Origin of the sequence: Paludibacterium sp. (assembly GCF_019232825.1) — a bacterium.
Classification (GTDB): domain Bacteria; phylum Pseudomonadota; class Gammaproteobacteria; order Burkholderiales; family Chromobacteriaceae; genus Paludibacterium.
On sequence record NZ_JAFAND010000081.1, the window covers coordinates 1 to 21,154 of the forward strand.

The 21,154-nt window shown below is 62.4% G+C and carries 20 protein-coding genes and 1 pseudogene; 2 read left to right on the forward strand and 19 right to left on the reverse strand.

The genetic code is table 11. The features are described 5' to 3' along the window. Positions 1–394, forward strand: a pseudogene (locus tag JOZ06_RS10240) (phosphoketolase); the annotation flags it as partial. Positions 395–721: 327 nt separating this feature from the next. Further along, positions 722–1,030, forward strand: a complete 309-nt coding sequence (locus JOZ06_RS10245) for a hypothetical protein (RefSeq protein ID WP_293232070.1) — start codon at positions 722–724, stop codon at positions 1,028–1,030. 539 nt (positions 1,031–1,569) lie between these two features. On the opposite strand, the gene JOZ06_RS10250 is transcribed toward JOZ06_RS10245, so the two are convergent. The 19 genes from JOZ06_RS10250 to rng all read right to left on the reverse strand — a co-directional run bounded on the left by JOZ06_RS10250 (position 1,570) and on the right by rng (position 21,145). Further along, on the reverse strand, positions 1,570–3,591 hold the full coding sequence (locus tag JOZ06_RS10250; protein WP_293232072.1) for an NADPH-dependent 2,4-dienoyl-CoA reductase: 2,022 nt from the start codon (positions 3,589–3,591) through the stop codon (positions 1,570–1,572). A 200-nt stretch (positions 3,592–3,791) separates the two neighbouring features. Continuing rightward, on the reverse strand, positions 3,792–4,112 hold the full coding sequence (locus JOZ06_RS10255) for a hypothetical protein (protein WP_293232074.1): 321 nt from the start codon (positions 4,110–4,112) through the stop codon (positions 3,792–3,794). A 28-nt stretch (positions 4,113–4,140) separates the two neighbouring features. Continuing rightward, on the reverse strand, positions 4,141–5,106 hold the full coding sequence (locus tag JOZ06_RS10260; protein ID WP_293232076.1) for an alpha/beta hydrolase: 966 nt from the start codon (positions 5,104–5,106) through the stop codon (positions 4,141–4,143). A gap of 30 nt (positions 5,107–5,136) precedes the next feature. Then, positions 5,137–5,712, reverse strand: a complete 576-nt coding sequence (locus tag JOZ06_RS10265; protein WP_293232078.1) for a GNAT family N-acetyltransferase — start codon at positions 5,710–5,712, stop codon at positions 5,137–5,139. 65 nt (positions 5,713–5,777) lie between these two features. Further along, positions 5,778–6,656 (reverse strand): phosphoribosylaminoimidazolesuccinocarboxamide synthase, encoded by an 879-nt coding sequence (locus tag JOZ06_RS10270; RefSeq protein WP_293232080.1) that lies wholly within the window; start codon positions 6,654–6,656, stop codon positions 5,778–5,780. A gap of 32 nt (positions 6,657–6,688) precedes the next feature. Next, positions 6,689–7,816, reverse strand: a complete 1,128-nt coding sequence (locus JOZ06_RS10275; RefSeq protein WP_293232082.1) for a 5-(carboxyamino)imidazole ribonucleotide synthase — start codon at positions 7,814–7,816, stop codon at positions 6,689–6,691. Positions 7,817–7,819: 3 nt separating this feature from the next. Further along, positions 7,820–8,308 (reverse strand): 5-(carboxyamino)imidazole ribonucleotide mutase, encoded by a 489-nt coding sequence (purE, locus tag JOZ06_RS10280; protein WP_293232084.1) that lies wholly within the window; start codon positions 8,306–8,308, stop codon positions 7,820–7,822. Positions 8,309–8,430: 122 nt separating this feature from the next. Then, positions 8,431–9,180, reverse strand: coding sequence for a tol-pal system protein YbgF (ybgF, locus tag JOZ06_RS10285; RefSeq protein ID WP_293232086.1), 750 nt, complete (start codon positions 9,178–9,180; stop codon positions 8,431–8,433). 79 nt (positions 9,181–9,259) lie between these two features. Further along, entirely contained in the window at positions 9,260–9,787 is a 528-nt protein-coding gene (pal, locus tag JOZ06_RS10290; RefSeq protein ID WP_293232088.1) for a peptidoglycan-associated lipoprotein Pal, read from the reverse strand. A gap of 21 nt (positions 9,788–9,808) precedes the next feature. Beyond that, positions 9,809–11,101, reverse strand: a complete 1,293-nt coding sequence (tolB, locus tag JOZ06_RS10295; protein WP_293232090.1) for a Tol-Pal system beta propeller repeat protein TolB — start codon at positions 11,099–11,101, stop codon at positions 9,809–9,811. Positions 11,102–11,142: 41 nt separating this feature from the next. Further along, positions 11,143–11,958: a cell envelope integrity protein TolA gene (tolA, locus tag JOZ06_RS10300; RefSeq protein WP_293232092.1), complete on the reverse strand. Its 816-nt coding sequence runs from the start codon at positions 11,956–11,958 to the stop codon at positions 11,143–11,145. Next, positions 11,955–12,359, reverse strand: a complete 405-nt coding sequence (locus JOZ06_RS10305; RefSeq protein WP_293232094.1) for a biopolymer transporter ExbD — start codon at positions 12,357–12,359, stop codon at positions 11,955–11,957. Before JOZ06_RS10305 ends, tolA begins: the two co-directional genes overlap by 4 nt. A gap of 91 nt (positions 12,360–12,450) precedes the next feature. Then, positions 12,451–13,116, reverse strand: a complete 666-nt coding sequence (locus JOZ06_RS10310) for a class I SAM-dependent methyltransferase (protein ID WP_293232096.1) — start codon at positions 13,114–13,116, stop codon at positions 12,451–12,453. A 70-nt stretch (positions 13,117–13,186) separates the two neighbouring features. Next, positions 13,187–13,366, reverse strand: coding sequence for a DUF3460 family protein (locus tag JOZ06_RS10315; protein WP_293232097.1), 180 nt, complete (start codon positions 13,364–13,366; stop codon positions 13,187–13,189). Positions 13,367–13,434: 68 nt separating this feature from the next. Further along, positions 13,435–14,724, reverse strand: a complete 1,290-nt coding sequence (locus JOZ06_RS10320; RefSeq protein WP_293232099.1) for a GGDEF domain-containing protein — start codon at positions 14,722–14,724, stop codon at positions 13,435–13,437. A 141-nt stretch (positions 14,725–14,865) separates the two neighbouring features. Further along, positions 14,866–16,590, reverse strand: coding sequence for a tetratricopeptide repeat-containing response regulator (locus JOZ06_RS10325; protein ID WP_293232101.1), 1,725 nt, complete (start codon positions 16,588–16,590; stop codon positions 14,866–14,868). A gap of 25 nt (positions 16,591–16,615) precedes the next feature. Next, positions 16,616–18,760 (reverse strand): UvrD-helicase domain-containing protein, encoded by a 2,145-nt coding sequence (locus JOZ06_RS10330; protein ID WP_293232103.1) that lies wholly within the window; start codon positions 18,758–18,760, stop codon positions 16,616–16,618. A gap of 60 nt (positions 18,761–18,820) precedes the next feature. Continuing rightward, on the reverse strand, positions 18,821–19,603 hold the full coding sequence (cysE, locus tag JOZ06_RS10335; RefSeq protein ID WP_293232104.1) for a serine O-acetyltransferase: 783 nt from the start codon (positions 19,601–19,603) through the stop codon (positions 18,821–18,823). 48 nt (positions 19,604–19,651) lie between these two features. Further along, positions 19,652–21,145, reverse strand: coding sequence for a ribonuclease G (gene rng / locus JOZ06_RS10340; RefSeq protein WP_293232105.1), 1,494 nt, complete (start codon positions 21,143–21,145; stop codon positions 19,652–19,654). Positions 21,146–21,154: the final 9 nt, after the last annotated feature.

The following is a 21,154-nucleotide window of genomic DNA, read 5'->3' on the forward strand; positions in this document are numbered from 1 at the left end:
GATGACGCTGCAACCGAAGAGCGAGCACCCGCACGGCCTGGACGACCACGAGTACGAGTCGATCTTCACCACCGACAAGCCGGTGGTGTTCGCCTTCCACGGCTACCCGTGGCTGATCCATCGCCTGACCTATCGCCGCCGCGGCCAAGAGAACATGCACGTGCGCGGCTACGTCGAGGAAGGCACCACCACCACGCCGTTCGACATGGTGGTGATGAACCGGGTCGACCGCTATACGCTGGCCATGGACGTCATCGACCGGGTGGAAAAGCTGACCCGCACCGGCGCCCACGTGCGCCAGGCGTTCGAGGACAAGCTGATCGAACACAAGTCGTACATCCATACCCATGGCGACGACATGCCGGAGATCAAGAACTGGGCGTGGCCGTACTGAGCGGCAAGCAATCGCAGGTAAACGAACGGCAACCCGAGGGTTGCCGTTTTTTACATCAGGATCGCCAATCCTAGCTATGCGAACATGGTGGAATACCCCAACCGCGCAAGTTGGACGATCATGGTGCGCGCCCTTAGGCTGACGATTCCTTTGAATCTACACAGTGACGTCCCCGGGCCAAGCACAGCTTGGCCGCGCGGCTGTTTTCACCGGGGGCTGCGAGGAATCCGCAAGGCCCTCGGACGCTTTTTCTCGTCACTGTGTAGAGCGTAAGGACAGCCCCCGCCCCTGCTTGGGCGGAAATCTCGATCTTGTTAGGAGATTCAGATGGCTTCCGAGCTCTACACCCTCCCGCTTGCCACCGTCCGTGCCCGTTTCGCACGCATGCGCCAATACAGTCCGGAGTTGCTGTTCGCCAGCGGCATCGACGAACTATTGCCGCTACTCGACCACTTGACCGACACCTTGCCGCCGCTGACGCGAGAATTGATGCGCGCCGAACGCAGTTTGCGGCTGATCCAGGCGCGGCTCAACAATCGCGGCGAGTCGCCGCCGGCCGCGCAGCTCTACGCCGAGTTGGACACGCCGCGTCTACGGGTGCAGGGCCAGACGGAGCGGCTGATCAGCCTGCTGTAACCGCCACGCGCAAAGCAAAACGGCAACCCGCGGGTTGCCGTTTCTGATCGTTGATAAAGTCTTTGGGGAAGGTTCGTCGTTGTCGCTTAAACGGCTTGCCGAATTCGCCGCCGCTCTTGCAAGGGAGAAGGTGTTGCCCGTGGCCGACGCCTTGCGGCAGCTCGAAGGAGGACACGGGTAACGCCTTCTCCCCGCTACGGAGGCCTGCTCCGATGCTCGGGCGACAGTCATACGGTCAGGTTCATCAACAGTGTTTCCAGACCATCAATGATAGGAAAAGCCTTTCATCCTTATCGATGGCACGAAGGTGGTTCAATATCAGCGCCGGCCTCCAATATCCGCAGCCAGTTATCCGTTTCTTCAAGCGTCAGATGTAAACCCGTGAACAGATAATCTTGCCAAGCTCTCTGCACATCGCCCCATACGCACGACTTGCTTTGTGCGCCCCCTCGTTCGAACATAGCAGCCATAGTGCTCCACCACTCAAGGAAAACCGGCCGATTCTAGTCTGCCCCCTGTGGTAGTGCGAGGTAACGCGGTTAGATCGCCGCCGCCAACAGCGTGCCCTGCTCGATGGCGCGGCGCGCGTCGAGCTCGGCGGCGACGTCGGCGCCGCCGATCACATGCACTGGCTTACCCAGCGCTTCGAGCGGCGCTTGCAGCTCGCGCAACGACTCCTGGCCGGCGCAGATCACCACGTTGTCGACCGGCAGCACTTGCGCCTGGCCCTTGATGGTGACGTGCAAACCCTCGTCGTCGATGCGCTCGTACTGCACGCCGCCCAACATTTCCACTTGCTTCATCTTCAGGCTCGCGCGGTGGATCCAGCCGGTGGTTTTGCCCAGCCCCTCGCCCGGCTTGGCCGGCTTGCGCTGCAACAACCAGATTTGGCGCGGGCTCGGTTCCGGGTGCGGGCCGGACGGTTTCAACCCGCCCGGCTCGGCCACCGTCATGTCCACGCCCCACTCGCGCATGAAGGCGGCAACGTCGAGCGACGGCGACGTGCCTTGGTGCGCCAAGTATTCGGCGACATCGAAGCCGATGCCGCCGGCGCCGATGATCGCCACGCGCGCGCCGACCGGCTTCTTGTCGCGCAGCACGTCAAGGTAGCTCAGTACCTTGGGATGATCGATACCGGCAATCGGCGGCTTGCGCGGGCTGATGCCGGTGGCCAGCACCACTTCGTCGAAGCCAGCCAGGTCGCCAGCCGCGACTCGTTGGCCCAAACGCAGCGTCACGCCGGTGGTTTGCAACCGGTGGCGGTAGTAACGCAAGGTCTCGTGGAACTCTTCCTTGCCGGGAATCTGCTTGGCGACGTTGAACTGGCCGCCGATCTCGCCCGCCGCATCGAACAGCGTTACCGCGTGGCCGCGCGCGGCGGCTTCGGTGGCGAAGGCAAGACCAGCCGGGCCGGCGCCGACCACCGCCAGCTTCTTGGTCTTTTGCGCCGGCTGGAACACCAGCTCGGTTTCGCGGCAGGCGCGCGGGTTGACCAGGCAGGAGGTCAGTTTGCCCTGGAAAATCTGGTCCAGGCAGGCCTGGTTGCAGCCGATACAGGTATTGATCTCGTCGCGGCGGCCAGCGGCGGCCTTGTTGACGAACTCGGCGTCCGCCAGGAACGGACGCGCCATCGACACCATGTCGGCGCAGCCGTCAGCCAGCACTTGCTCGGCCACTTCCGGCATATTGATGCGGTTGGTGGTAATCAGCGGAATCTTCACCTGCCCCATCAGTTTCTTGGTCACCCAGGCGAAGCCGGCGCGCGGCACCATGGTGGCAATGGTGGGGATGCGCGCCTCGTGCCAGCCGATACCGGTGTTGATGATCGTGGCGCCGGCCGCCTCGACTTCCTTGGCCAACGCCACCACTTCCTCCCAGCGGCTGCCCTCGTTGACCAAGTCGAGCATCGACAGCCGATAGATGATGATGAAGTTCGGCCCGACCGCCTGGCGTACCGCCTTGATCACTTCCAGCGGGAAGCGGATGCGGTTGGCGAAACTGCCTCCCCAGCCGTCGGTGCGCTTGTTGGTGGCGGCGGCAATGAACTGGTTGATCAAGTAGCCTTCCGACCCCATGATCTCGGCGCCATCATAGCCGGCTTGCTGTGCCAAGCGCGCGCAACGGGCAAAATCGCCGATGGTGCGCCAGATATCTTCCTCGGACAGTGCCTTCGGCTGGTAGAAATTGATCGGCGCCGTCAACGCCGACGGCGCCACGCAGCCCTCCTGAAAGCTGTAGCGGCCGCTATGCAGAATCTGCAGACAAATTTTGCCGCCGGCGGCATGCACCGCCTCGGTCACCACGCGGTGGTGCGCGGCCTCCTCGTCATTGGTCAGCTTGGCCGCGCCTTCGCCAACGCAGCCCTCGGCGTTCGGTCCGACGCCGCCGGTGACGATCAGGCCGACACCGCCGGCGGCGCGTTCGGCATAAAACGCAGCCATGCGCGCAAAGCCCCCCGGCGTTTCTTCCAATCCGGTATGCATCGAACCCATCAGGACACGGTTTTTCAGCGTGGTGAAGCCCAAATCGAGCGGGGCGAGCAGGTGCGGATAGGCAGTCATGTCATGGCCTCGGTGTGATCGGTTGGCGGGCGGGTATTGCCCAAATGTCATGGCAAAACACCATACTGACTAGTAAGTAAGTTGTCAATGGCATAGCATGCCAGCGTACAACCTTACCAGTCAGACTAAGCGGTGAATACGGAAGGGGGAGAGGCATCGCGCCGGGGCCACGGCGCGAACGGGCGTTCAAGAAGAGACGGCTAGTTGGCCAGCTTAAGCACCAGCCCTGTGATCAGCGCCATTTGCAAGACGCCGACAGACACGACCCAACGGACCAACTCGGACTTCACTTCGGCCGCGGCCTTGTCGACCTTGGCATCGATGGTTTTCAATTCGGCGCGCAAGCCAACCAGCTCGAGGCCGACATCGGCCTTGCCCGCATGGCGCTCGACCGAGCGCAGCGCCTCGGCGGCAATCACCTCGGCCAGCACAGCCGCCTGCACCCGCGCCTGCTCGGCCGGCATACCCGCTTGTTCAAGGCGGGCCACCACCTTTAGCGTATCGAAGGGAATCGACGTCATGCCCGTCTCCATGGTTGGCCTTGAGCCGTCAGTATGGCAGCAGCGGCGTCCTCGCCGCCAGGTCCGGCGGCACGGACAGCAAAGCGCCATGCGCTTCCAGCCACTGGAGCAACTCTGCCATGTAGGCATCGCGGTTGGTTTCGTTATGCATTTCGTGGCGGCCGCCCCGATAGACACGAACGTCGACCATCTCGAGTCCGGCGGCGCGATAACGTGCCGAGAGCTGGTTGAGACCGAAATAGCCTAGGCTGACGGGGTCTCGGCTGCCGGCAACGAGTAGCACCGGGCAATCGCGCGGCAGGTTGTTCGTCCGCCTCTCGGCGCGCTCCATGGCGGCGACGCCGCCAAACAGGTCTTGCCACAGCCCTGCGGTGGGAAAACCGGCGCACAGCGGATCGGCCAGATAGCGGTCCACCTCGTCGGCATCGCGCGACAGCCAGTCTGCCGGCGTGCGTTTAGGCCAAAACGTCAGATTGAAGCCGCCGAAGATCAGCCTGGCCAGGAATCGGCTCGGCACCTGATCGCCGACGACTTTACCCCAGCCTTGCGCAACACGGCGCATCACCCTTGCCAGCCCCCCTTGGCGGTAGCCCGTGGCGGAGAGCACGAGCGCAGCAAGCCCGGCGCCGTGCCGCAGGAAATAGCAACGTGCGACGAACGACCCCATGCTGTGGCCGAACAGTGTCAGCGGCAGTCCGGGATGGCGGTCGTTCAGATAGCAACGCACCGTATGGACGCGGTCGAGAACGCGCTGCCAGCCGTCGTGGGCCGCAAAGTAGCCAGGGATCTCGGCGAGCGGCCCATGGCCAGGGTGATCGAGCGCATAGACCACAAAGCCCGCCAATGCCAGCGCTCGCGCCATGCGGTCATAGCGTTGCCCATGTTCGGATAGACCGTGAGAAATCAGCATGACCCCTCGCGGCGAGCCCGCCGGTTGCCAGCAGTAGAGGGGGATCGCGGCGCCGTCGGGCGCGGTAAGCGGTAAAATATCCATGAACCTCCCGGCCTGCACGTTGCGCTGGCGCTAAAGCATGTTGGCGTCGTTGAAATGCGGATTGGTCAACGACGTCATGACGTGGTCACGCCATGCGCCGTTGAGAAACAGGTATTGATCGGCACGGCCCTCGATAACGAAGCCCAACCGCGCCAACAACGCGGCACTACGTTGGTTGTCAGGCTGATAGTTGGCCTGGAGCCGGTGCAGCCTCAAGCCATCGAAGGCGAATGCCACCACGGCCCGCAACGCCTCGTACATCACGCCCTGCCCCTGATACGCTTTGTCCAAGCCGTACCCCAGCATCGCATACTGTCCGACGCCACGCTGAATCTGCGACAGGGTCGCGGTGCCGATCACCAGCTGCGGCACCTGCTTGTCGGTAAGCAAAAAAGCGGCGCCACGGCCCTCTTGCCAATCCAGCGCGCGCTGCTTGCCGCGGCCGATCCAAAACGGCAAGGTGAAGAACTGCGGGCCAGGGGTGGGATCCCAGGGCGCCAAGTGCGCGCGGTTGCGGAGTTGATAATCCAGCATCGCTTGAGCGTGGGCCGGGCTCACCGGCACCACACGCAAGCGTGGCGTTTCAAGCGTCGGTTGCGACTGCATCGTTGTCATCCATGAAAAAGGCGCAATGCCCGCCGCATTGCGCCTCGATCGGATCGTCGTTCCGCTTAAGCCGTCAGACGGGTCAACGCCTCACGGTACTTGTCCGCGGTTTTCTGACGCACATCGAGCGGCACGGCGGGCGCCGGCGGGCGCTTGTTCCACCCGCTCGCCTCCAGCCAATCGCGCACGAACTGCTTGTCGAAGCTGGGCGGATTGCTGCCGGGGCGATATTGATCGGCCGGCCAGAAACGGCTGGAATCCGGGGTCAACACCTCATCCATCAACGTCAGCGTGCCGTTCTGATCGAGTCCAAATTCGAATTTGGTATCGCATATGATGATCCCACGACTTAATGCATATTGGCTAGCCGCGCGATACAGCGCGATGGCCGTGGCGCGCACCCGCTCCGCCAAATCTGTGCCGATCAGCTCGGCGCATTGGGCAAAGCTGATGCTCTCATCATGATCGCCGACGGCGGCCTTGGTCGACGGCGTGAAGATCGGCTCGGGCAATTGCTGCGCCTCCACGAGCCCGGCCGGCAGCGCGATACCGCTGACCTGGCCGGTCTTTTGGTAGTCTTTCCAGCCCGAACCGGCCAGATAGCCGCGCACGATGGCCTCGATCGGCACGGGCTTCAACCGCTTGACCACCACCGCGCGGCCTTCCACCTGGGGTAAATCCTCGGCGTCGACCACGTCCTCGACGCGATCGCCGGTGAAATGATTGGGCACCACGTCGGCGAGCTGCGCGAACCAGAAATTGGAAATCGCCGTCAGGATCTGCCCCTTGGCGGGAATCGGATCATCCAGGATGACGTCGAAAGCGGATAGGCGGTCGGTGGCCACCATCAGCATGCGCTGGTCGTCGATGGCGTACAGATCGCGGACCTTGCCGGAATAGATTTTCTGCAGACTTTTCAGATTGGTGGTGCTGATAACGCTCATCACTCGCTACCCTTGACTGGTAAATTCGGTTGCTACAGCGTGTCGTACAGCGCTTGCGCCTGGGCCAGGGCCTCGTCGGCGCTCACGTTCAACACGTTGAAGTGGCCCATCTTGCGCCCGGGGCGCGCCTCGGCCTTGCCGTACAGATGCAGGTGCGCATTGGGCGCCTCCATGAGCACGTCCCAGTTCGGCGTGCCGTCCTGGGGCCACAGATCGCCCAGCAAATTGACCATCGCCACCGGCGAGAGCAAGTCGGGCTTGCCCGGCAGCAGACCGCATAGCGTGCGGACTTGTTGCTGGAACTGGTCGGTAACGCAGGCATCCAGCGTGTAGTGGCCGGAGTTGTGCGGCCGCGGCGCGATCTCGTTGACCACCAGCGAGTCGTCCTCCAGCACAAAAAACTCCACCGCCATCACGCCGACGTAGTCGAGCGCGTCAGCCAGGCGACGCGCCATGTCGCGCGCGCTGTCCGCCAGCGTTGGCGCGATACGCGCCGGCACCAGGCTGATGTCGAGAATGCCGTCTTTGTGGCTATTCTCGGCGATTGGGAAGACGGCGGCCTGCGCTTGGCTCGTGCGCGCCACGATGGCCGACACCTCCAGCTTGAGCGCCAGCATTTTCTCCAGCACGCAGGCCTGCCCGCCAAGATCCGCGAATGCGGCGCGCGCCTCCTCGGCCGTGCGTACCCGCGCCTGCCCCTTGCCGTCGTAGCCGAGACGCGCGGTTTTCAAGATGCCCGGCAAATAAGGGGATAAGTCTGCCGCCAAATCCGAGGCGGCGGTGACCGCCAGCCATGCGGCGGTGGGCAGCCCCGCCTGGTTGATCCAGCGCTTTTCCGTCAGCCGATCCTGGGCGATCGCCACGCAGTCCCCAGAAGGCGCCACGCGCGTCAGTCTTGCCAGATGCCGCATCGATTCGGCATCCACGTTTTCGAATTCGGTGGTGATGGCGGCGCAGGTCTGGCCCATGCGCGTCAGCGCGTCGGCATCGTCGAACGGCGCACACAGATGGACATCCGCAAACGCAGCGGCCGGCGCCAAGGGGTCGGGGTCAAGCACGGTCACGCGATAGCCCATGGTGCGGGCGGCGGCGGCGAACATGCGGCCGAGTTGGCCGCCTCCCAGTATTCCCAGCATCGACGGCGGAAGAATCGCTTTCATTGCTTATTCCACCTTGGGCAACGTCATCGCCAACACGGTGTCGCGTTGACGGGCGCGAAACACGGCAAGCTCGGCCAAAAACGCGGGATGATCCGCCGCCAGCATGGCGATGGCGAACAACGCGGCATTGGCCGCACCCGCCTCGCCGATGGCGAACGTCGCCACCGGCACGCCCTTGGGCATTTGCACGATGGACAGCAACGAGTCTTCGCCGCGCAGGTATTTGGACGGCACCGGCACGCCGAGCACCGGCACCGTGGTCTTGGCGGCCAGCATGCCCGGCAGGTGGGCCGCGCCGCCGGCACCGGCGATAATCGCGCGCAGGCCACGCGGTCCCGCGGTTTCGGCATACTCGAACAGCAGATCCGGCGTGCGGTGCGCCGACACCACGCGCGTCTCGTAGCGGACACCGAAGTCATGCAGCACTTGCGCCGCATGTTGCATGATATCCCAATCACTGTTGCTGCCCATCACGATGCCGACTTCAATCATGTGTTTTCGCTGCTCGTTGCGTGGAAAAACAGGATTTTACCCGAGGAAGGCACAGGCCCGGCGAGTGTCTTTATCTGGAACGAATAAAACGGCGGGGCCGGCAGTCTCGGCCCCGCGTCCCACTAGAGCTTTTTAAGCATCAATTTGGCTTTGGCGGCGGCGGCGCTCTTCGGATACAACTTGATCAGTCGTTTGAGCGTGACCTTGGCCTCGTCGTTCTGCGACAGCTCGATCTGACAGCTGGCGATATTGCGCAACGCGTCCGGCGCCTTGGGGTGATTCGGATACTGATCGGCGAACTGGCGATGAATGGCGATCGCCGCGTCGTATTGCTTGAGCGCCGTATGCGCCACACCTTGCCAGAACAAGGCGTCGGCGGCCTGCGGATCCTTGGGGTTTTGTTTGACGTATTGATCGAGCGCGGTGATCGCCGCGGCAAAATCGCGCTGACGCAGCAAATTGAGCGCGCGATCGAAATCGGGCACGGCCTGCGCGCTGCCGCTGGCCGCCGGGCTGCTGGCCGCTGGCGCGCTGCTGGCCGTCGGCGCGTTGCCTGGCCCGCCTTCCAGCTTGGCCAAGCGCGCGTCCAGATCGGCGTACAAGTCGTTCTGCCGCTTCTGCGCGCTCTGCAGATTGTAGTTCAGCACCTCGACCTCGCCCGAAAGCTTATCCACTTTGGCGCGCAATTCATCGAGCTGGCTCACCATGTCCAGCAGCTTGTCGTTGGACAGTTTCGTCTCGATCTGCGTCAGACGCGCGCTCGCCTGCTGGTTGACCTGATCGATCTGCTGCCGTGTGTTTTCCAGATCGGCATTGGTGGCACAACCGGACACCAGCGCAAGAAGGGCACAGCCCATGGCAAGGCGTTTCATCGGGGGCTCCGTAAAAGGAAACAGCCGGATATCTTAGCGATACCCGGCCGGACTGTCATGACCGGCTTACACCCCGGTCTTATTGGCCATCATAGACGATATCGGCGCGGCGGTTCTGCGCATAATCGGCATCGCTGGTACCGGTAGCCTTAGGCTTTTCCTTGCCGAAGCTGACGGCTTCCAGCTGTTTATCGGGCACGCCCAGCACTTCCATCGACTTCTTCACGCTCTCGGCACGACGCTGGCCCAGCGCCAGGTTGTATTCGCGGCTGCCGCGCGCGTCGGTGTTGCCTTGGATCGTGATCTTGTGACTGTTGCCGTTGCTTGACTTCAAGAAGTCCGCATGCGCGCCGACCAGGCTCTTGTACTCGTCCTTCACCACCGACGAATCGAAATCGAAGTACACGCTGCGTTGTGCCAGCGGGCTGTTCGGATCGTGCAAGGGATCGAGCGCCGTTTGGTTCTGCTCGCCCGAGGAGACCGGTGCCACGGAAGTCGCGGCCGGCTGGCTCGCCGCCGGCGCGGCGGCCTCAGGCGGCTTGGTGCTCGAACACGCCGCCAGCAAAGAGGCCGCGGCGGTACCAATAAGCAGTTGTTTCCAGTTCATGTTTACTCCCTCTCTAACGGATCAATGGGTAAACGGCCCCCAGGCCGGATCCTGTACTTCACCATTCAATACGGCCAAACGCGCCTTGTTGCCGCCGTCCAGCGTGGCGGCATAGAGCACGCTCTGGCCGCCTTGCACACTGGCGTATAGCACCATTTGGCCATTGGGCGCGAAACTCGGGCGTTCATTGTAGGGATCGCTCGACAACACACGCACGTCACCGTTGGCGCGATCCTGCATCATCACGCGGAACGCTCCTGCCTGACGTTGGATAAACGCCAGCGTATTGCCGTCCGGCGACAGCCGCGGCGAGACGTTATAGCTGCCCTGCCAGGTCAACCGGGTGGCATCGCCCCCAGTGGCCGCCATGCTGTAAATCTGCGGTCCGCCCGCGCGATCGGAAACAAACACGATCTTCGCGCCGTCGGCCGACCAAGATGGCTCGGTGTCGATCGCATCGCTGTAGGTCAGGCGCCGCGCCGCGCCGCCGCCGGCCGCGTCGACCAGATAAATCTCCGAATTGCCGCTGAGGGTCAGCACCACCGCCAATTGTTTTCCATCCGGCGACCAGGCCGGACCGGAATTGCTGCCTTTGAAGTTAGCCGCCGCCCGCCGCCGGCCGGTAGCCAGATCCTGCACCCACACCACCGGCTTATGGGTTTCGAACGATACATAAGCCAAGTAACGGCCATCCGGCGACCAAGCGGGCGACATGATCGGCTCTTTGGAGCGCAAGATGGTCTGCGACCGGCCGCCATCCATATCCGCCACCTGCAATTGGTAGCTGGCCGCGCCCTGTTTGAGCACATAGACGATGCGCGTGCCGAAAATCCCCTGCTGCCCGGTAATCGCCTGATAGATCATGTCGGCGATCTTGTGCGCGACCTGACGCCCTTGGTCCGGCGACACGGTGAACTGCCCGCCGGTCAGCTGCTTCTTCTGCGCCGCATCCATGAGACTGAACGACACCGTCACCTGGCCGTTGCCGGCATCGCTCACCGTGCCGACCGCCACCGATTGCGCGCCGGCGCCTTGCCACTGGGCATAGTGGATCGAGGCTGGCGTAAAGGGCAGATCGCTCACCTTGCTCGTATCCAGCACACGGAACATGCCGGAGAGGTTCAAGTCGTTCTTCACCACCAGTGTCAGCGGGTCGGACAAGCGCGAGCTTTCGTCCTTGAACGGCACGACCGCGATGGCGTGTCGCGTCGAGCCGCCACCGACAATTTCAATTGTCATATCAGCTTTAGCTAAATTACAAGCAAAAGCTAAGACAATCAACATCATTCTGAACAGAGAGTTAGAGCTAAACATTAGTTCCCTCAGTCATACACTTTTTTGCAAATACGCTGCCCCTAGAAAGGCCGGAACTCCAGGGTCAGGCGCCGCACATCGTTAAACCGCGTGCCAGCCGGCAGCGCCGGGAAGGTGCCGGCTTCGCGAATCGCACGCTGTACCGCCTCGTCATACGCCGTATTGCCGCTCGATTGCAGCAACGTCACCCGCTGCACGTCCAATGTCGGAAGCAGCACCACCTGCACCACCGCCTTGGGATTGCCCTTCATCGCCGGTGGAACCTGTACCAATGGCAATATCTTGGCCCGCACCTTGGCGGCATAGTTGTCGCGCGCCTGCGCCGAACCATTCGGCACGCCACCGGCCACACCGCCCGGCGAACCGGCCTGATCGACGCGAGCGTTGGGCGCGCGCGTGGTGTTGCCGCTGCCGAGCTCGGCCAATAAGTCGTTGCTGTCGTCGTTGTAATGCTTAGCGGCCTGCTTGCCCTTGTTGGCGGGCTGAGGCAGCGGCTTAGGCTCGGCCTTGGCCTTCGCTTCCGGCTTGGGCTTCTCTTCAGCCTTCGGCTTGGCCTCCGGTTTGGGTTGAGAAGCCGCCTGCTTTTTCACTTCAGGCCTCTTACCCAGTTGGATATCCGCCTTGGGCACTTCCGGCGTGGGCGCCGGCTGGCTCTCGGGCTGTGGCGCGGGCGTGGCCGGCGCCGGCTTGACCGTCTCCGCCGGCGGTGGCGGCGCGGCGGACCACAGTTCCACCGAGACCGGCGCGGGCTCGGTCATCGCCGTCTGGCGCGCGGCGTAAAGCAACAACAGCAATAGCGCCACATGCAGCAGCATGGACAGCGCCATGCCGCGCCCAAACCGGGAGCGCCGACTCATCGGCTTTGCTTCACGGTCAACGCCACGCGTTGGATGCCGGCGCGGTGCAAGGCGTCGGCGACTTTGAGCACGTCTTCGTATTTCATGTCGCGCGCGGCGGAAATGGCGAACGGCCGGTCATGCTGCGGCAAGGAGGGGGCCGCGGCGGCCAATTCATCGACGTTGGCAAAGGTGCGCGTCGAGTCGGCGCTTTTCAGCGTGATCGCGCCGGACGCATCGAGCTCGACTTCCACCGGCTGGACATCCGGGGTCCGGGCTTGCGAGACGCTAGGCACGTCGATCACCCCGGGCGTGAACATCGGGGTGGTGATCATGAAAATCACCAGCAACACCAGCATGACGTCGATGTAGGGCACGACGTTCATCTGGTTGATCTGGCGTCGTGGGCGACGGGTCAACATAATCGGATCAATATCGAAAATCGGCGGTCATCATCATAGCATCTGCCATACCGCCTCTGGATGCCATCTGACATGCCCCCCTCGTGTTAGTTCACAATTTCATCGCTAATGTCATGCCATCCCCCATCGGCAACACGGAAAGCCGAATGCGAGGATCGGCGGCCAGGCCCGCGTTGAACGCATGCATCGTATGCACGCCGGGAGGATCGTTGTCTTGCGGCGCGATGACGCGCCCACCCAGGAAAATATTGTCTAGCACAATGACCCCGCCGGGCCGAACGAGCTGCAAGCAGGCTTCGAAATAAGCCGGCGTGCTGGGCTTGTCCGCATCGATAAAGGCCAGGTCGAAATCGTTGTGCCGGCCGGCGTCGAGCAGCGCCTGCAGCGTATAGAGCGCCGGCTGCAATGTCAGATGAATGCGCTCGGCCACGCCCGCCTTGTGCCAGTATTCACGCGCCACGCGGGTAAATTCGTCGCTAACGTCGCAGGCGACCACTTCGCCATCCTCGGGTAGCGCCAAGGCCACCGCCAGGGCGCTATAGCCGGTAAATACGCCAATTTCCAGATAGCGGCGCGCGCCGATCAGTCGCGCAAGCCACCCCATGAACTGCCCTTGCTCCGGCGCGATCTGCATCTTGGCCAGACGGTGGCCCGCGGTAAATTCGCGCAGCTCGCGCAGGACAGGATGCTCGGTAACGCCGATGGCGTGCAGATAGTCTGTCAGACTGTGATCAAGGGGAATCGATTGTCGGGTCATGGCGCGGCCTGCTAAAAAAACAAACAACGCCCCGCGGGGCGTTGCCTTGAAGAAACGACGGGAGGTGCCGTTAGTCCGGTTGGTAGACGTAGGGCTTTTGCGGAACGCGCGCGTCGCGCCAGCGGCGCTGGTCGTCCAGATCGACCTTGCGGTCCCACCAGGTCAGACGCAGCGCTTCGCGCTCGCCATCGACCTCTGGGTTCTGCTGCAGATACTCCCGCATGAATTGGGTAAATTCAGACTGATACATGCCAGCTCCTGAAACGGTATTTCTCAACATTGTACGGTAAATGAAAGTTGGCCGCATCCAGACCAGTGTCATACCGCCAATAACGGCTCGTTCTTCTCGCCATACATCTTGCGGTCGGCCACCGACAGCAACTCCTCGATCAACACCCCGTCTTCGGGATAATAGGCGACGCCGATGCTGACACCCAAGCGAATCGAATGTCCGTCCAGCTCATAGGCGCGCTCGATGGCGCGCTTGAGCCGTTCCACCACCAGGATGACTTCCTGCTTGGATTCGACCTCCTCGATCAGTACGGCGAATTCGTCGCCCCCTAGGCGCGCCACCGTATCCTCGGTGCGAAGCTCGGCTTTGAGCCGCGCGGCGATCACCTGCAGTACCCGATCCCCGGTGGCATGGCCGTAGGTATCGTTGACCGGTTTGAAGCGGTCCATATCAAGAAACAGCACGGCCAGGCTGCGGCCTTTCCGGTTCAAGCGCGAAATCGCGTGTTGCAGCCGGTCGTAGAACAAGTTGCGATTGGCCAGATTGGTCAGGCGGTCATGGTTGGCCAGGTAGAACAACCGCATCTCGCGTTCTTGGCTACCCTCCAGAAAACGGGCATAGCGGGCCAGGGCCAAAAACATGATCACGAACAGTCCGATAGAAATCACTGCGGCCAAGGCGCCATCGCGCAAGCGGACTTCAGGCCACCCCAGTTGCCACGACAATTGCAGCGTCATCGGCTGGGTCGTCCCGCCCAGCGGGTGCGTCGCGTTAAACGCGGGCAGCAACAATTGCTCCAGGAAATGGCGCGGTACGCTATGACGCTCCAGCAGCCGCTGATCCCCTTGTTCACCTTGCCAGAGCCATAAAGACCAGCCAGGCGGCATGGGTTGCTGCTCGGCCAGCAGCGCGGCCGCTTCGACCTGCATGACGACAATGCGGCGCATCGAGGGATCGATCGCGCGCGCCAGGAAAAAGCTTGGCGAGGAGGCGTGTCCGACATCGCGTTGCATGATGGTGCCGCCGTGTCGCGCGGCGACAGCCTGCTGCAACGTCATCAACCATGGGCGCTGCGCCATGTCGGCGGCATCAAAAGTAAACAAACGTTTGATTTGTTGATGATGCGCGACCAGATTATCGGCAAATGCCCGGGTTTCGGCATCCGTTCTGGCCGCCGATTGAAATGCCGCATAGCTATAGAGCACCACCTCGTTGGCTTCCAACTGCTGGCCGATCCGCTCCGCCAGGTGCTGCTCGAAAGCATCAAAATCCTCTTCCGCCCGCAATACCGAATGACTGACGAACGACAGCCCGATCAGGACGCTTATCACCAGCCACAGCAAAGTGCAGGTCAGGTAGACCAGTCTCATCCGCATGGCAATGCCATAATTCCGAGGAAAGAACAGAATATTGTAATTGAACTTGAGGGGAGTTTCAGCTCATTTAGATCGCAGAATGGCAGGAAAACCAACAAGCGTGACACATGAAACAACAATCCACCCGTACGGCCAGGTTTGTCATAAGCCCCAGTGTGGTTTTCCGAGCTTTTCCGTCAATAGACGCCACGATTGCAGCTGTTTCTGGAATTTATTGTTGGTAGGGGCGATGTCGCGCACTTTCATCAACAGCTCGCTAGCCCGCCGCATATAGCTTTCGTGCCAGCCATTGCGATGCACATACGCCATGGTGGCATTGACCAGGTTCAGCATGATCTGAATGTTGCTGGGCATTTCGGTCAACGCACGCGCGAAGCGCTCGATGGCGGCATCGTAGGCGCCGTTTTGCGCGTCCTTCACCGCCAAGTTGTTCATGTCGACCACCCCCTGCACGTTCTCGGCAATCAGCCGACGACCGACCTCGCCACGCCCCACTTCATCGAACAGATTGCCAAGCCGGATCAGCATGCGTTCGTCGTCGTGGTGGTTGCGCACCAGGCCGCGCATCACCTGATCGCCCAGATGGGTGTTGTGCTGGGTATAACAGGCGCGGGCGAATTCCATGTGTGCTTCCGGGTCCAGTTCACCTGCCAGTTGCTCGAAACGCTCCTGGGCATCCTTCAACACCTGTTCGGCGCGCATGCCATTGCCGCTATGCATCTGCACCTGGCTATCGATGACGTCGGCCATCCATTCGCCTCCCTGGTTATAGCGGAAGTCGCGTCGCAGCCGCCCCAGGGTGCGGCTCGCGTTGCCGGTTTCGCCCTGCGCCAGTTGCACGCGCGCCAGCATGGCGTAGTGGTTGGGGCTGCGGTGCCAGGTGTACTTGGCGATCTCCAAGGTTTCCGTACAGGCGGCCTCCGCCACCGCCAGGTCATTGTTCATGAAGGCGACCTCCGCCAGGTGTTTCTGGCGGCGGATCACCACCGGCGACAAGTCGGTGGCCTTTTGCAGCAATGCCTGCGCCTCGACGAGGTTGCCGCTGTCGCGATGGAGCCGCGCCAGCCAATCGTAGGCCTCCATGATACGGTCGTTATCGGCCAGCACTTCCTCGAAAAGCATGCGCGCCTGGTCATACGCCTTCAGACCGGTCAGCGCCTTCGCCAAGCCGAGCTTGGCCCAGGGCACGTCCTTGATGCGCAGCACATCCATGTAGAGGCTACGCGCCGTATCGAAGTCGCCGATGCGTAGCGACAACGTGCCCTTGATCTTCATGAAATCCAGCGTGAATTCGCCGCGCTCGGCGATCTTGCGGTTGCATATCTCGATGGCCGCCAAATACTCGTTGCGCATGATGGCCTCATCGATCGGCCGGAAGGCGGTGCGCTTGCGCACCGCCTTGGACAGGCGCTGCGACAGCTTTTCGCCGGAAAAGGGTTTGAGCAGGTAGTCGTCGGGCGCGAGTTCGGCGGCGGAAATCACCCGTTGCGCGCGCCGCTCGCCGGTCACGATCATGAACACGCAAGACTGTTTGATCAGGTTGCGCTCCTTGACCTCTTCAAACAGATACAAGCCATCGTAGCCATTGCCCAGGTCGTAGTCGCACAAGACGACGTCGAAGTCGTGGCGCCCCATCTTGGACAGCGCATCGCTCGCGCGATTGGCATATTCGACCTTTTCCGCGCCGAACGACGACAAGGTCATGCCCATGGCGCGCTGCATCTCCGGCACGCTGTCCACCACCAGAAACAGCCGGCCCTCGCCGAAGCTATTGCGATACGCTTCCTGGCGATTGCCGGGTTCGGTGGTGCCACCGAGCTGCGCAGGCTGAATCGCCGCCGTCCGGGATTCTGGATGGTCTACCATGGTTCGCTCACGTCCCCGTCAACGCTCAGGCCGGTTGCAGCTTTGCATAGCGCAAATCCAGCCATTTCATGCCATGTTCGGCAAAATTGATCTGCAGGCGCACATCGTTGCCGCCGCCTTCGGCATTCACCACCACGCCCAGGCCGAATTTAACGTGGCAGACCGATTGGCCGATGTGAAAACCGCCCGCCTGTTGCGCCGGCGGGCGATGGACCGCCACGCCAGGCCGTGCCGCCGCCATGCCCGGCGCGACGGACTGACTCTGGCTTGATAGCACGCGCACCAGCGGCGCCGGCACCTCATCGACGAAACGAGAGCGGATCGGATAACGACTTTGCCCATGCAACATGCGCGCCTGGGCACAGGTCATATACAACCGCTTGCGCGCTCGCGTGAGAGCAACGTACATCAGCCGCCGCTCTTCTTCCAGCCCCTTATCGTCATTTAGGCTATTTTCATGCGGAAAAAGCCCTTCCTCCAGGCCGGAAACAAAGACCGCGTCGAACTCCAGCCCCTTGGCGGCATGCACGGTCATCAGTTGCAGCGCGTCTTCGCCGGCCTCCGCTTGATGTTCGCCCGCCTCCAGCGCAGCCGAGGTCAGAAACTCGATCAGCGCCAGCGACGGCTCCTCGGCCACGAACGCGGCGGCGGCGTTGATCAGTTCGTCCAGGTTGGCCAGCCGCTCCTCGCTCTCTTTCTTGTCTTGCTCGTACATGGCGCGCAAGCCGCTGTCGTCGATCGCCAGACTGACCGTTTCCGCCAGCGTCAGCCCTTGCGCGCGTTCACGCATGGCATCGATCAACAGCACGAACTTGGCCAGACTCGCCGCGCTGCGGCCGCCACCGGCGCTACACGCGGCCTGCCATAGCGACACGCCCGCGGACAGGCTCGACGCTTGCAGATTCTCGATGCTGCGCGCGCCGATGCCGCGCGCGGGCAGATTGATCACCCGCAACAGCGCGTTGTCGTCGTCCGGGTTCGCCAACAGGCGCAGGTAGGCCAGCGCGTGTTTGATTTCCTGCCGTTCGAAAAAGCGCAGGCCGCCATACACGCGGTAGGGCAGGCGGCCATTGACCAGTGCGTGCTCCAGTGCGCGCGATTGCGCATTGGAGCGATACAGCACGGCGATATCAGACAGATTCAGGCCTTCACGCTTCAGCGCGCGCACTTCGTCGACGATGAATTCGGCCTCGTCGCCGTCAGACCAGGCCTCGTAGAAACGGATCGATTCGCCGTCGTCGGCCTCGGTCCATAGATTCTTGCCCAGCCGGCCATCGTTGTGCTCGATCAGCGCGTTGGCCGCCTTGAGAATGGTGCCCGCCGAGCGATAGTTTTGCTCCAGGCGGATGGCCTCGCCGATGCCGTAATCGCGCAACAGCGAACGCATGTTGCCCACTTCGGCGCCGCGGAAGGCATAGATCGACTGGTCATCGTCGCCGACGGCGAACAGCGCGTTGTCCGTACCGGCCAACAGGCGCAGCCAGGCATATTGCAAGCGGTTGGTATCCTGAAACTCGTCGACCAGAATGAAGCGGAAGCGGCTGCGGTAATGCAGGCACAACGCCTGATTGGCCGACAAGAGCTCAAAGCTTCGCAACAGCAGCTCGGCGAAATCCACGACGCCCTCTCGCCGGCACTGCGCGTCATAGGCCGCATACAGTTCGATCAGCTTCTGACCGTAGTAATCGTGCGCCGCCAGACGGTCGGCGCGGTTTCCCGCCTCTTTATTGCCATTGATGAAATGCTGCACCGACCGCGGCGGGAATTTTTCGTCCGACAGCTCCAGGCTTTTGAGCAAACGCTTGATGGCGGCCAGTTGATCTTGACTGTCGAGAATCTGAAAGGTCTGCGGCAAGCCGGCGTCACGGTAGTGCATGCGCAGCAGGCGATTGCACAGGCCGTGAAAGGTGCCGATCCACATGGCGCGCACGTTGACAGGAATCATGGCGCCGAGCCGGGCCTGCATCTCGCGCGACGCCTTGTTGGTAAAGGTGACCGCCAGCACGCCGGCCGGGCTGATTTGCCCGGTCTGGATCAACCAGGCGATACGCGTGGTCAGCACCCGGGTCTTGCCGCTGCCGGCGCCGGCCAGCACCAGCGCGCTTTGCGCCGGCCAGGTGACCGCACGCAACTGTTCCGGATTGAGTCCGGCCAGCAGATCTGACGACATGGGCATCTCGCAAACAGGAAAACGACGATTTTACACTAGCCGATGCCCGACCGGCGCCGGTTACACCCGCTGGTCCATCTCCAGCGCCGGCGTGCCGCCGATGCCTTGGCTGACCACCCGCGCCGGCACGCCGGCCACGGTACAGTGTGCCGGCACGTCGTCCAGCACCACGCTGCCCGCCCCCACCTTGGCGCATTCGCCGACGTGGATATTGCCCAGCACCGCGGCGCCGGCGCCCAGCATCACGCCATCGCCGATTTTCGGATGGCGGTCGCCTCGCTCCTTACCCGAGCCGCCCAGCGTCACGCCATGCAGAATCGAGACGTTGTTGCCGATCACCGCGGTCTCGCCCACCACCACACCGGTGCCATGATCGAGCAACAGCCCCTGCCCGAGCTGCGCCGCCGGATGAATGTCGGCGCCGGTGATCTCGGAAATACGGTTTTGCAGAAACAGCGCCAACGGCTGGCGGCCGTTCAGCCACAGCCAATGCGTGATGCGCTGGCACTGGATGGCATGAAACCCCTTGAAGTACAAAAGCGGCGTCGCGTAGCCGTCGCAGGCCGGATCGCGCTGAAAGCACGCCTCGATATCGGCGCGCACGCAGGCGATAATGCTCTCGTCGGCGGCAAACGCCTCGCGGAACAGCTCCATCAACGCGCGCGCGTCCATGACCGGACTGGCCAATTTACTCGACAGGTGAAACGCCAGCACATCCTGCAACGAACGGTGGCGCAGCACCGTCATGTGCAGAAAGCTCGCCAAGAGCGGCTCCGCTTCGGCAGCCGACTGCGTTTCCTGGACAATGGCCAGCCACAAATAATCGTCAGCTATCTCGGACATCGAAAAATTCTCGCATCTAATAGGGCGGACCGGCGCCGGCCCCGTGGGTTACAACAATACGACGTCAAACTGCTCCTGGGTATACGATCCCTCGACCGACAACGATACCGGTTTGCCGATGAAATCGACCAGCATCGCCAGGCTTTGCGACTCCTCGTCCAGGAACATATCGATGACCGGCTGCGCCGCCAGGATGCGGAAACCGCGCGCCTCGAACTGGCGCGCCTCGCGCACGATCTCGCGCTGGATCTCGTAGCACACGGTCTGCGCCGTCTTCACCTCGCCGCGCCCCTGACATTGCGGGCAGGTCTCGCAGAGCACATGCGCCAGGCTCTCGCGCGTGCGCTTGCGGGTAATTTCCACCAAACCCAGGCTGGTGAAGCCGTTGAGCGTCACGCGGGTCCGGTCGCGCGCCAGCGATTTGGCCAGCTCGTTGAGCACCGAGGTGCGGTGCTCTTCGTTATCCATATCGATGAAATCGACGATGATGATGCCGCCCAGATTGCGCAAGCGCAGTTGGCGTGCGATCGCCTGGGTCGCTTCCAGGTTCGTCTTGAAAATGGTTTCGTCGAAATTGCGGTTGCCGACGAAGCCCCCGGTATTGACGTCGATGGTGGTCATCGCCTCGGTCTGATCGATGATCAGATAGCCGCCGAACTTCAGATTGACCCGTCGCGCCAAGGCCTTGTCGATCTCGGCCTCGATGCCATGCAGCTCGAACAGCGGGCGCTCGCCGCTATAACGCTGAATCTTGTCCACCGCCAGCGTCACGTACTGCTCGGCAAACTCGGTCATCCGGCTGTAGTTCTCGGTCGAATCGACAATGACCTGCTCGGTCGAGTCGCTGACCATATCGCGCAGCACGCGCAGCGACAGAGGCAGATCCTCGTACAACAGGGATTGCGCCGGCAGGTTTTTCGACTTGTAGCGGATGTCCGACCACAGCTTGGACAGATAGGCGACGTCGGCGGCCAGCGCTTCGTCGTTGGCGGTTTCGGCACTGGTACGGATGATGAAGCCGTGCGGCATGTCCGCAGGCAACAGCTTCTCCAGCCGAGATTTCAGCGACAGCCGCTCCTCCTCGTTTTCGATCTTCTGCGAGATACCGATATGGGTTTCTTGCGGCAGATGCACCAAGAAGCGTCCGGCCAGGCTAATCTGCGTCGACAGGCGCGCGCCCTTGGTGCCGATCGGGTCCTTGATCACCTGAACCAGCACCGTCTGTCCTTCGAACAGCATCTTCTCGATGCGTTGCGGCTCGGTGGGGTGCTGGCGCTGCTCCAGCACGTCGGCGATATGGAGAAACGCCGCGCGCTCCAAACCGATCTCGATGAAGGCCGACTGCATGCCGGGCAGCACCCGTTTGACCTGGCCGAGGTAGATGTTGCCGACCAGACCGCGGCTCGCGGAGCGCTCGATGTGCAATTCCTGCACGATGGCGTCTTCCAAAACCGCGACACGCGTCTCTTGCGGCGTGATGTTGACGAGAATCTGCTCTTTCTGGCGGGGCAGATCGCGTGGCAAGGGGATCGTCTGATGCATCGCGCGCCC

Excerpts from the sequence above, each read along its gene's own strand:
- JOZ06_RS10245 (WP_293232070.1), top strand. The coding sequence starts at position 722 with ATGGCTTCCGAGCTCTACACCCTCCCGCTTGCCACCGTCCGTGCCCGT.
- JOZ06_RS10250 (WP_293232072.1), bottom strand. The coding sequence starts at position 3,591 with ATGACTGCCTATCCGCACCTGCTCGCCCCGCTCGATTTGGGCTTCACC.
- JOZ06_RS10255 (WP_293232074.1), bottom strand. The coding sequence starts at position 4,112 with ATGACGTCGATTCCCTTCGATACGCTAAAGGTGGTGGCCCGCCTTGAA.
- JOZ06_RS10260 (WP_293232076.1), bottom strand. The coding sequence starts at position 5,106 with ATGGATATTTTACCGCTTACCGCGCCCGACGGCGCCGCGATCCCCCTC.
- JOZ06_RS10265 (WP_293232078.1), bottom strand. The coding sequence starts at position 5,712 with ATGCAGTCGCAACCGACGCTTGAAACGCCACGCTTGCGTGTGGTGCCG.
- JOZ06_RS10270 (WP_293232080.1), bottom strand. The coding sequence starts at position 6,656 with ATGAGCGTTATCAGCACCACCAATCTGAAAAGTCTGCAGAAAATCTAT.
- JOZ06_RS10275 (WP_293232082.1), bottom strand. The coding sequence starts at position 7,816 with ATGAAAGCGATTCTTCCGCCGTCGATGCTGGGAATACTGGGAGGCGGC.
- purE (WP_293232084.1), bottom strand. The coding sequence starts at position 8,308 with ATGATTGAAGTCGGCATCGTGATGGGCAGCAACAGTGATTGGGATATC.
- ybgF (WP_293232086.1), bottom strand. The coding sequence starts at position 9,180 with ATGAAACGCCTTGCCATGGGCTGTGCCCTTCTTGCGCTGGTGTCCGGT.
- pal (WP_293232088.1), bottom strand. The coding sequence starts at position 9,787 with ATGAACTGGAAACAACTGCTTATTGGTACCGCCGCGGCCTCTTTGCTG.
- tolB (WP_293232090.1), bottom strand. The coding sequence starts at position 11,101 with ATGTTTAGCTCTAACTCTCTGTTCAGAATGATGTTGATTGTCTTAGCT.
- tolA (WP_293232092.1), bottom strand. The coding sequence starts at position 11,958 with ATGAGTCGGCGCTCCCGGTTTGGGCGCGGCATGGCGCTGTCCATGCTG.
- JOZ06_RS10305 (WP_293232094.1), bottom strand. The coding sequence starts at position 12,359 with ATGTTGACCCGTCGCCCACGACGCCAGATCAACCAGATGAACGTCGTG.
- JOZ06_RS10310 (WP_293232096.1), bottom strand. The coding sequence starts at position 13,116 with ATGACCCGACAATCGATTCCCCTTGATCACAGTCTGACAGACTATCTG.
- JOZ06_RS10315 (WP_293232097.1), bottom strand. The coding sequence starts at position 13,366 with ATGTATCAGTCTGAATTTACCCAATTCATGCGGGAGTATCTGCAGCAG.
- JOZ06_RS10320 (WP_293232099.1), bottom strand. The coding sequence starts at position 14,724 with ATGCGGATGAGACTGGTCTACCTGACCTGCACTTTGCTGTGGCTGGTG.
- JOZ06_RS10325 (WP_293232101.1), bottom strand. The coding sequence starts at position 16,590 with ATGGTAGACCATCCAGAATCCCGGACGGCGGCGATTCAGCCTGCGCAG.
- JOZ06_RS10330 (WP_293232103.1), bottom strand. The coding sequence starts at position 18,760 with ATGTCGTCAGATCTGCTGGCCGGACTCAATCCGGAACAGTTGCGTGCG.
- cysE (WP_293232104.1), bottom strand. The coding sequence starts at position 19,603 with ATGTCCGAGATAGCTGACGATTATTTGTGGCTGGCCATTGTCCAGGAA.
- rng (WP_293232105.1), bottom strand. The coding sequence starts at position 21,145 with ATGCATCAGACGATCCCCTTGCCACGCGATCTGCCCCGCCAGAAAGAG.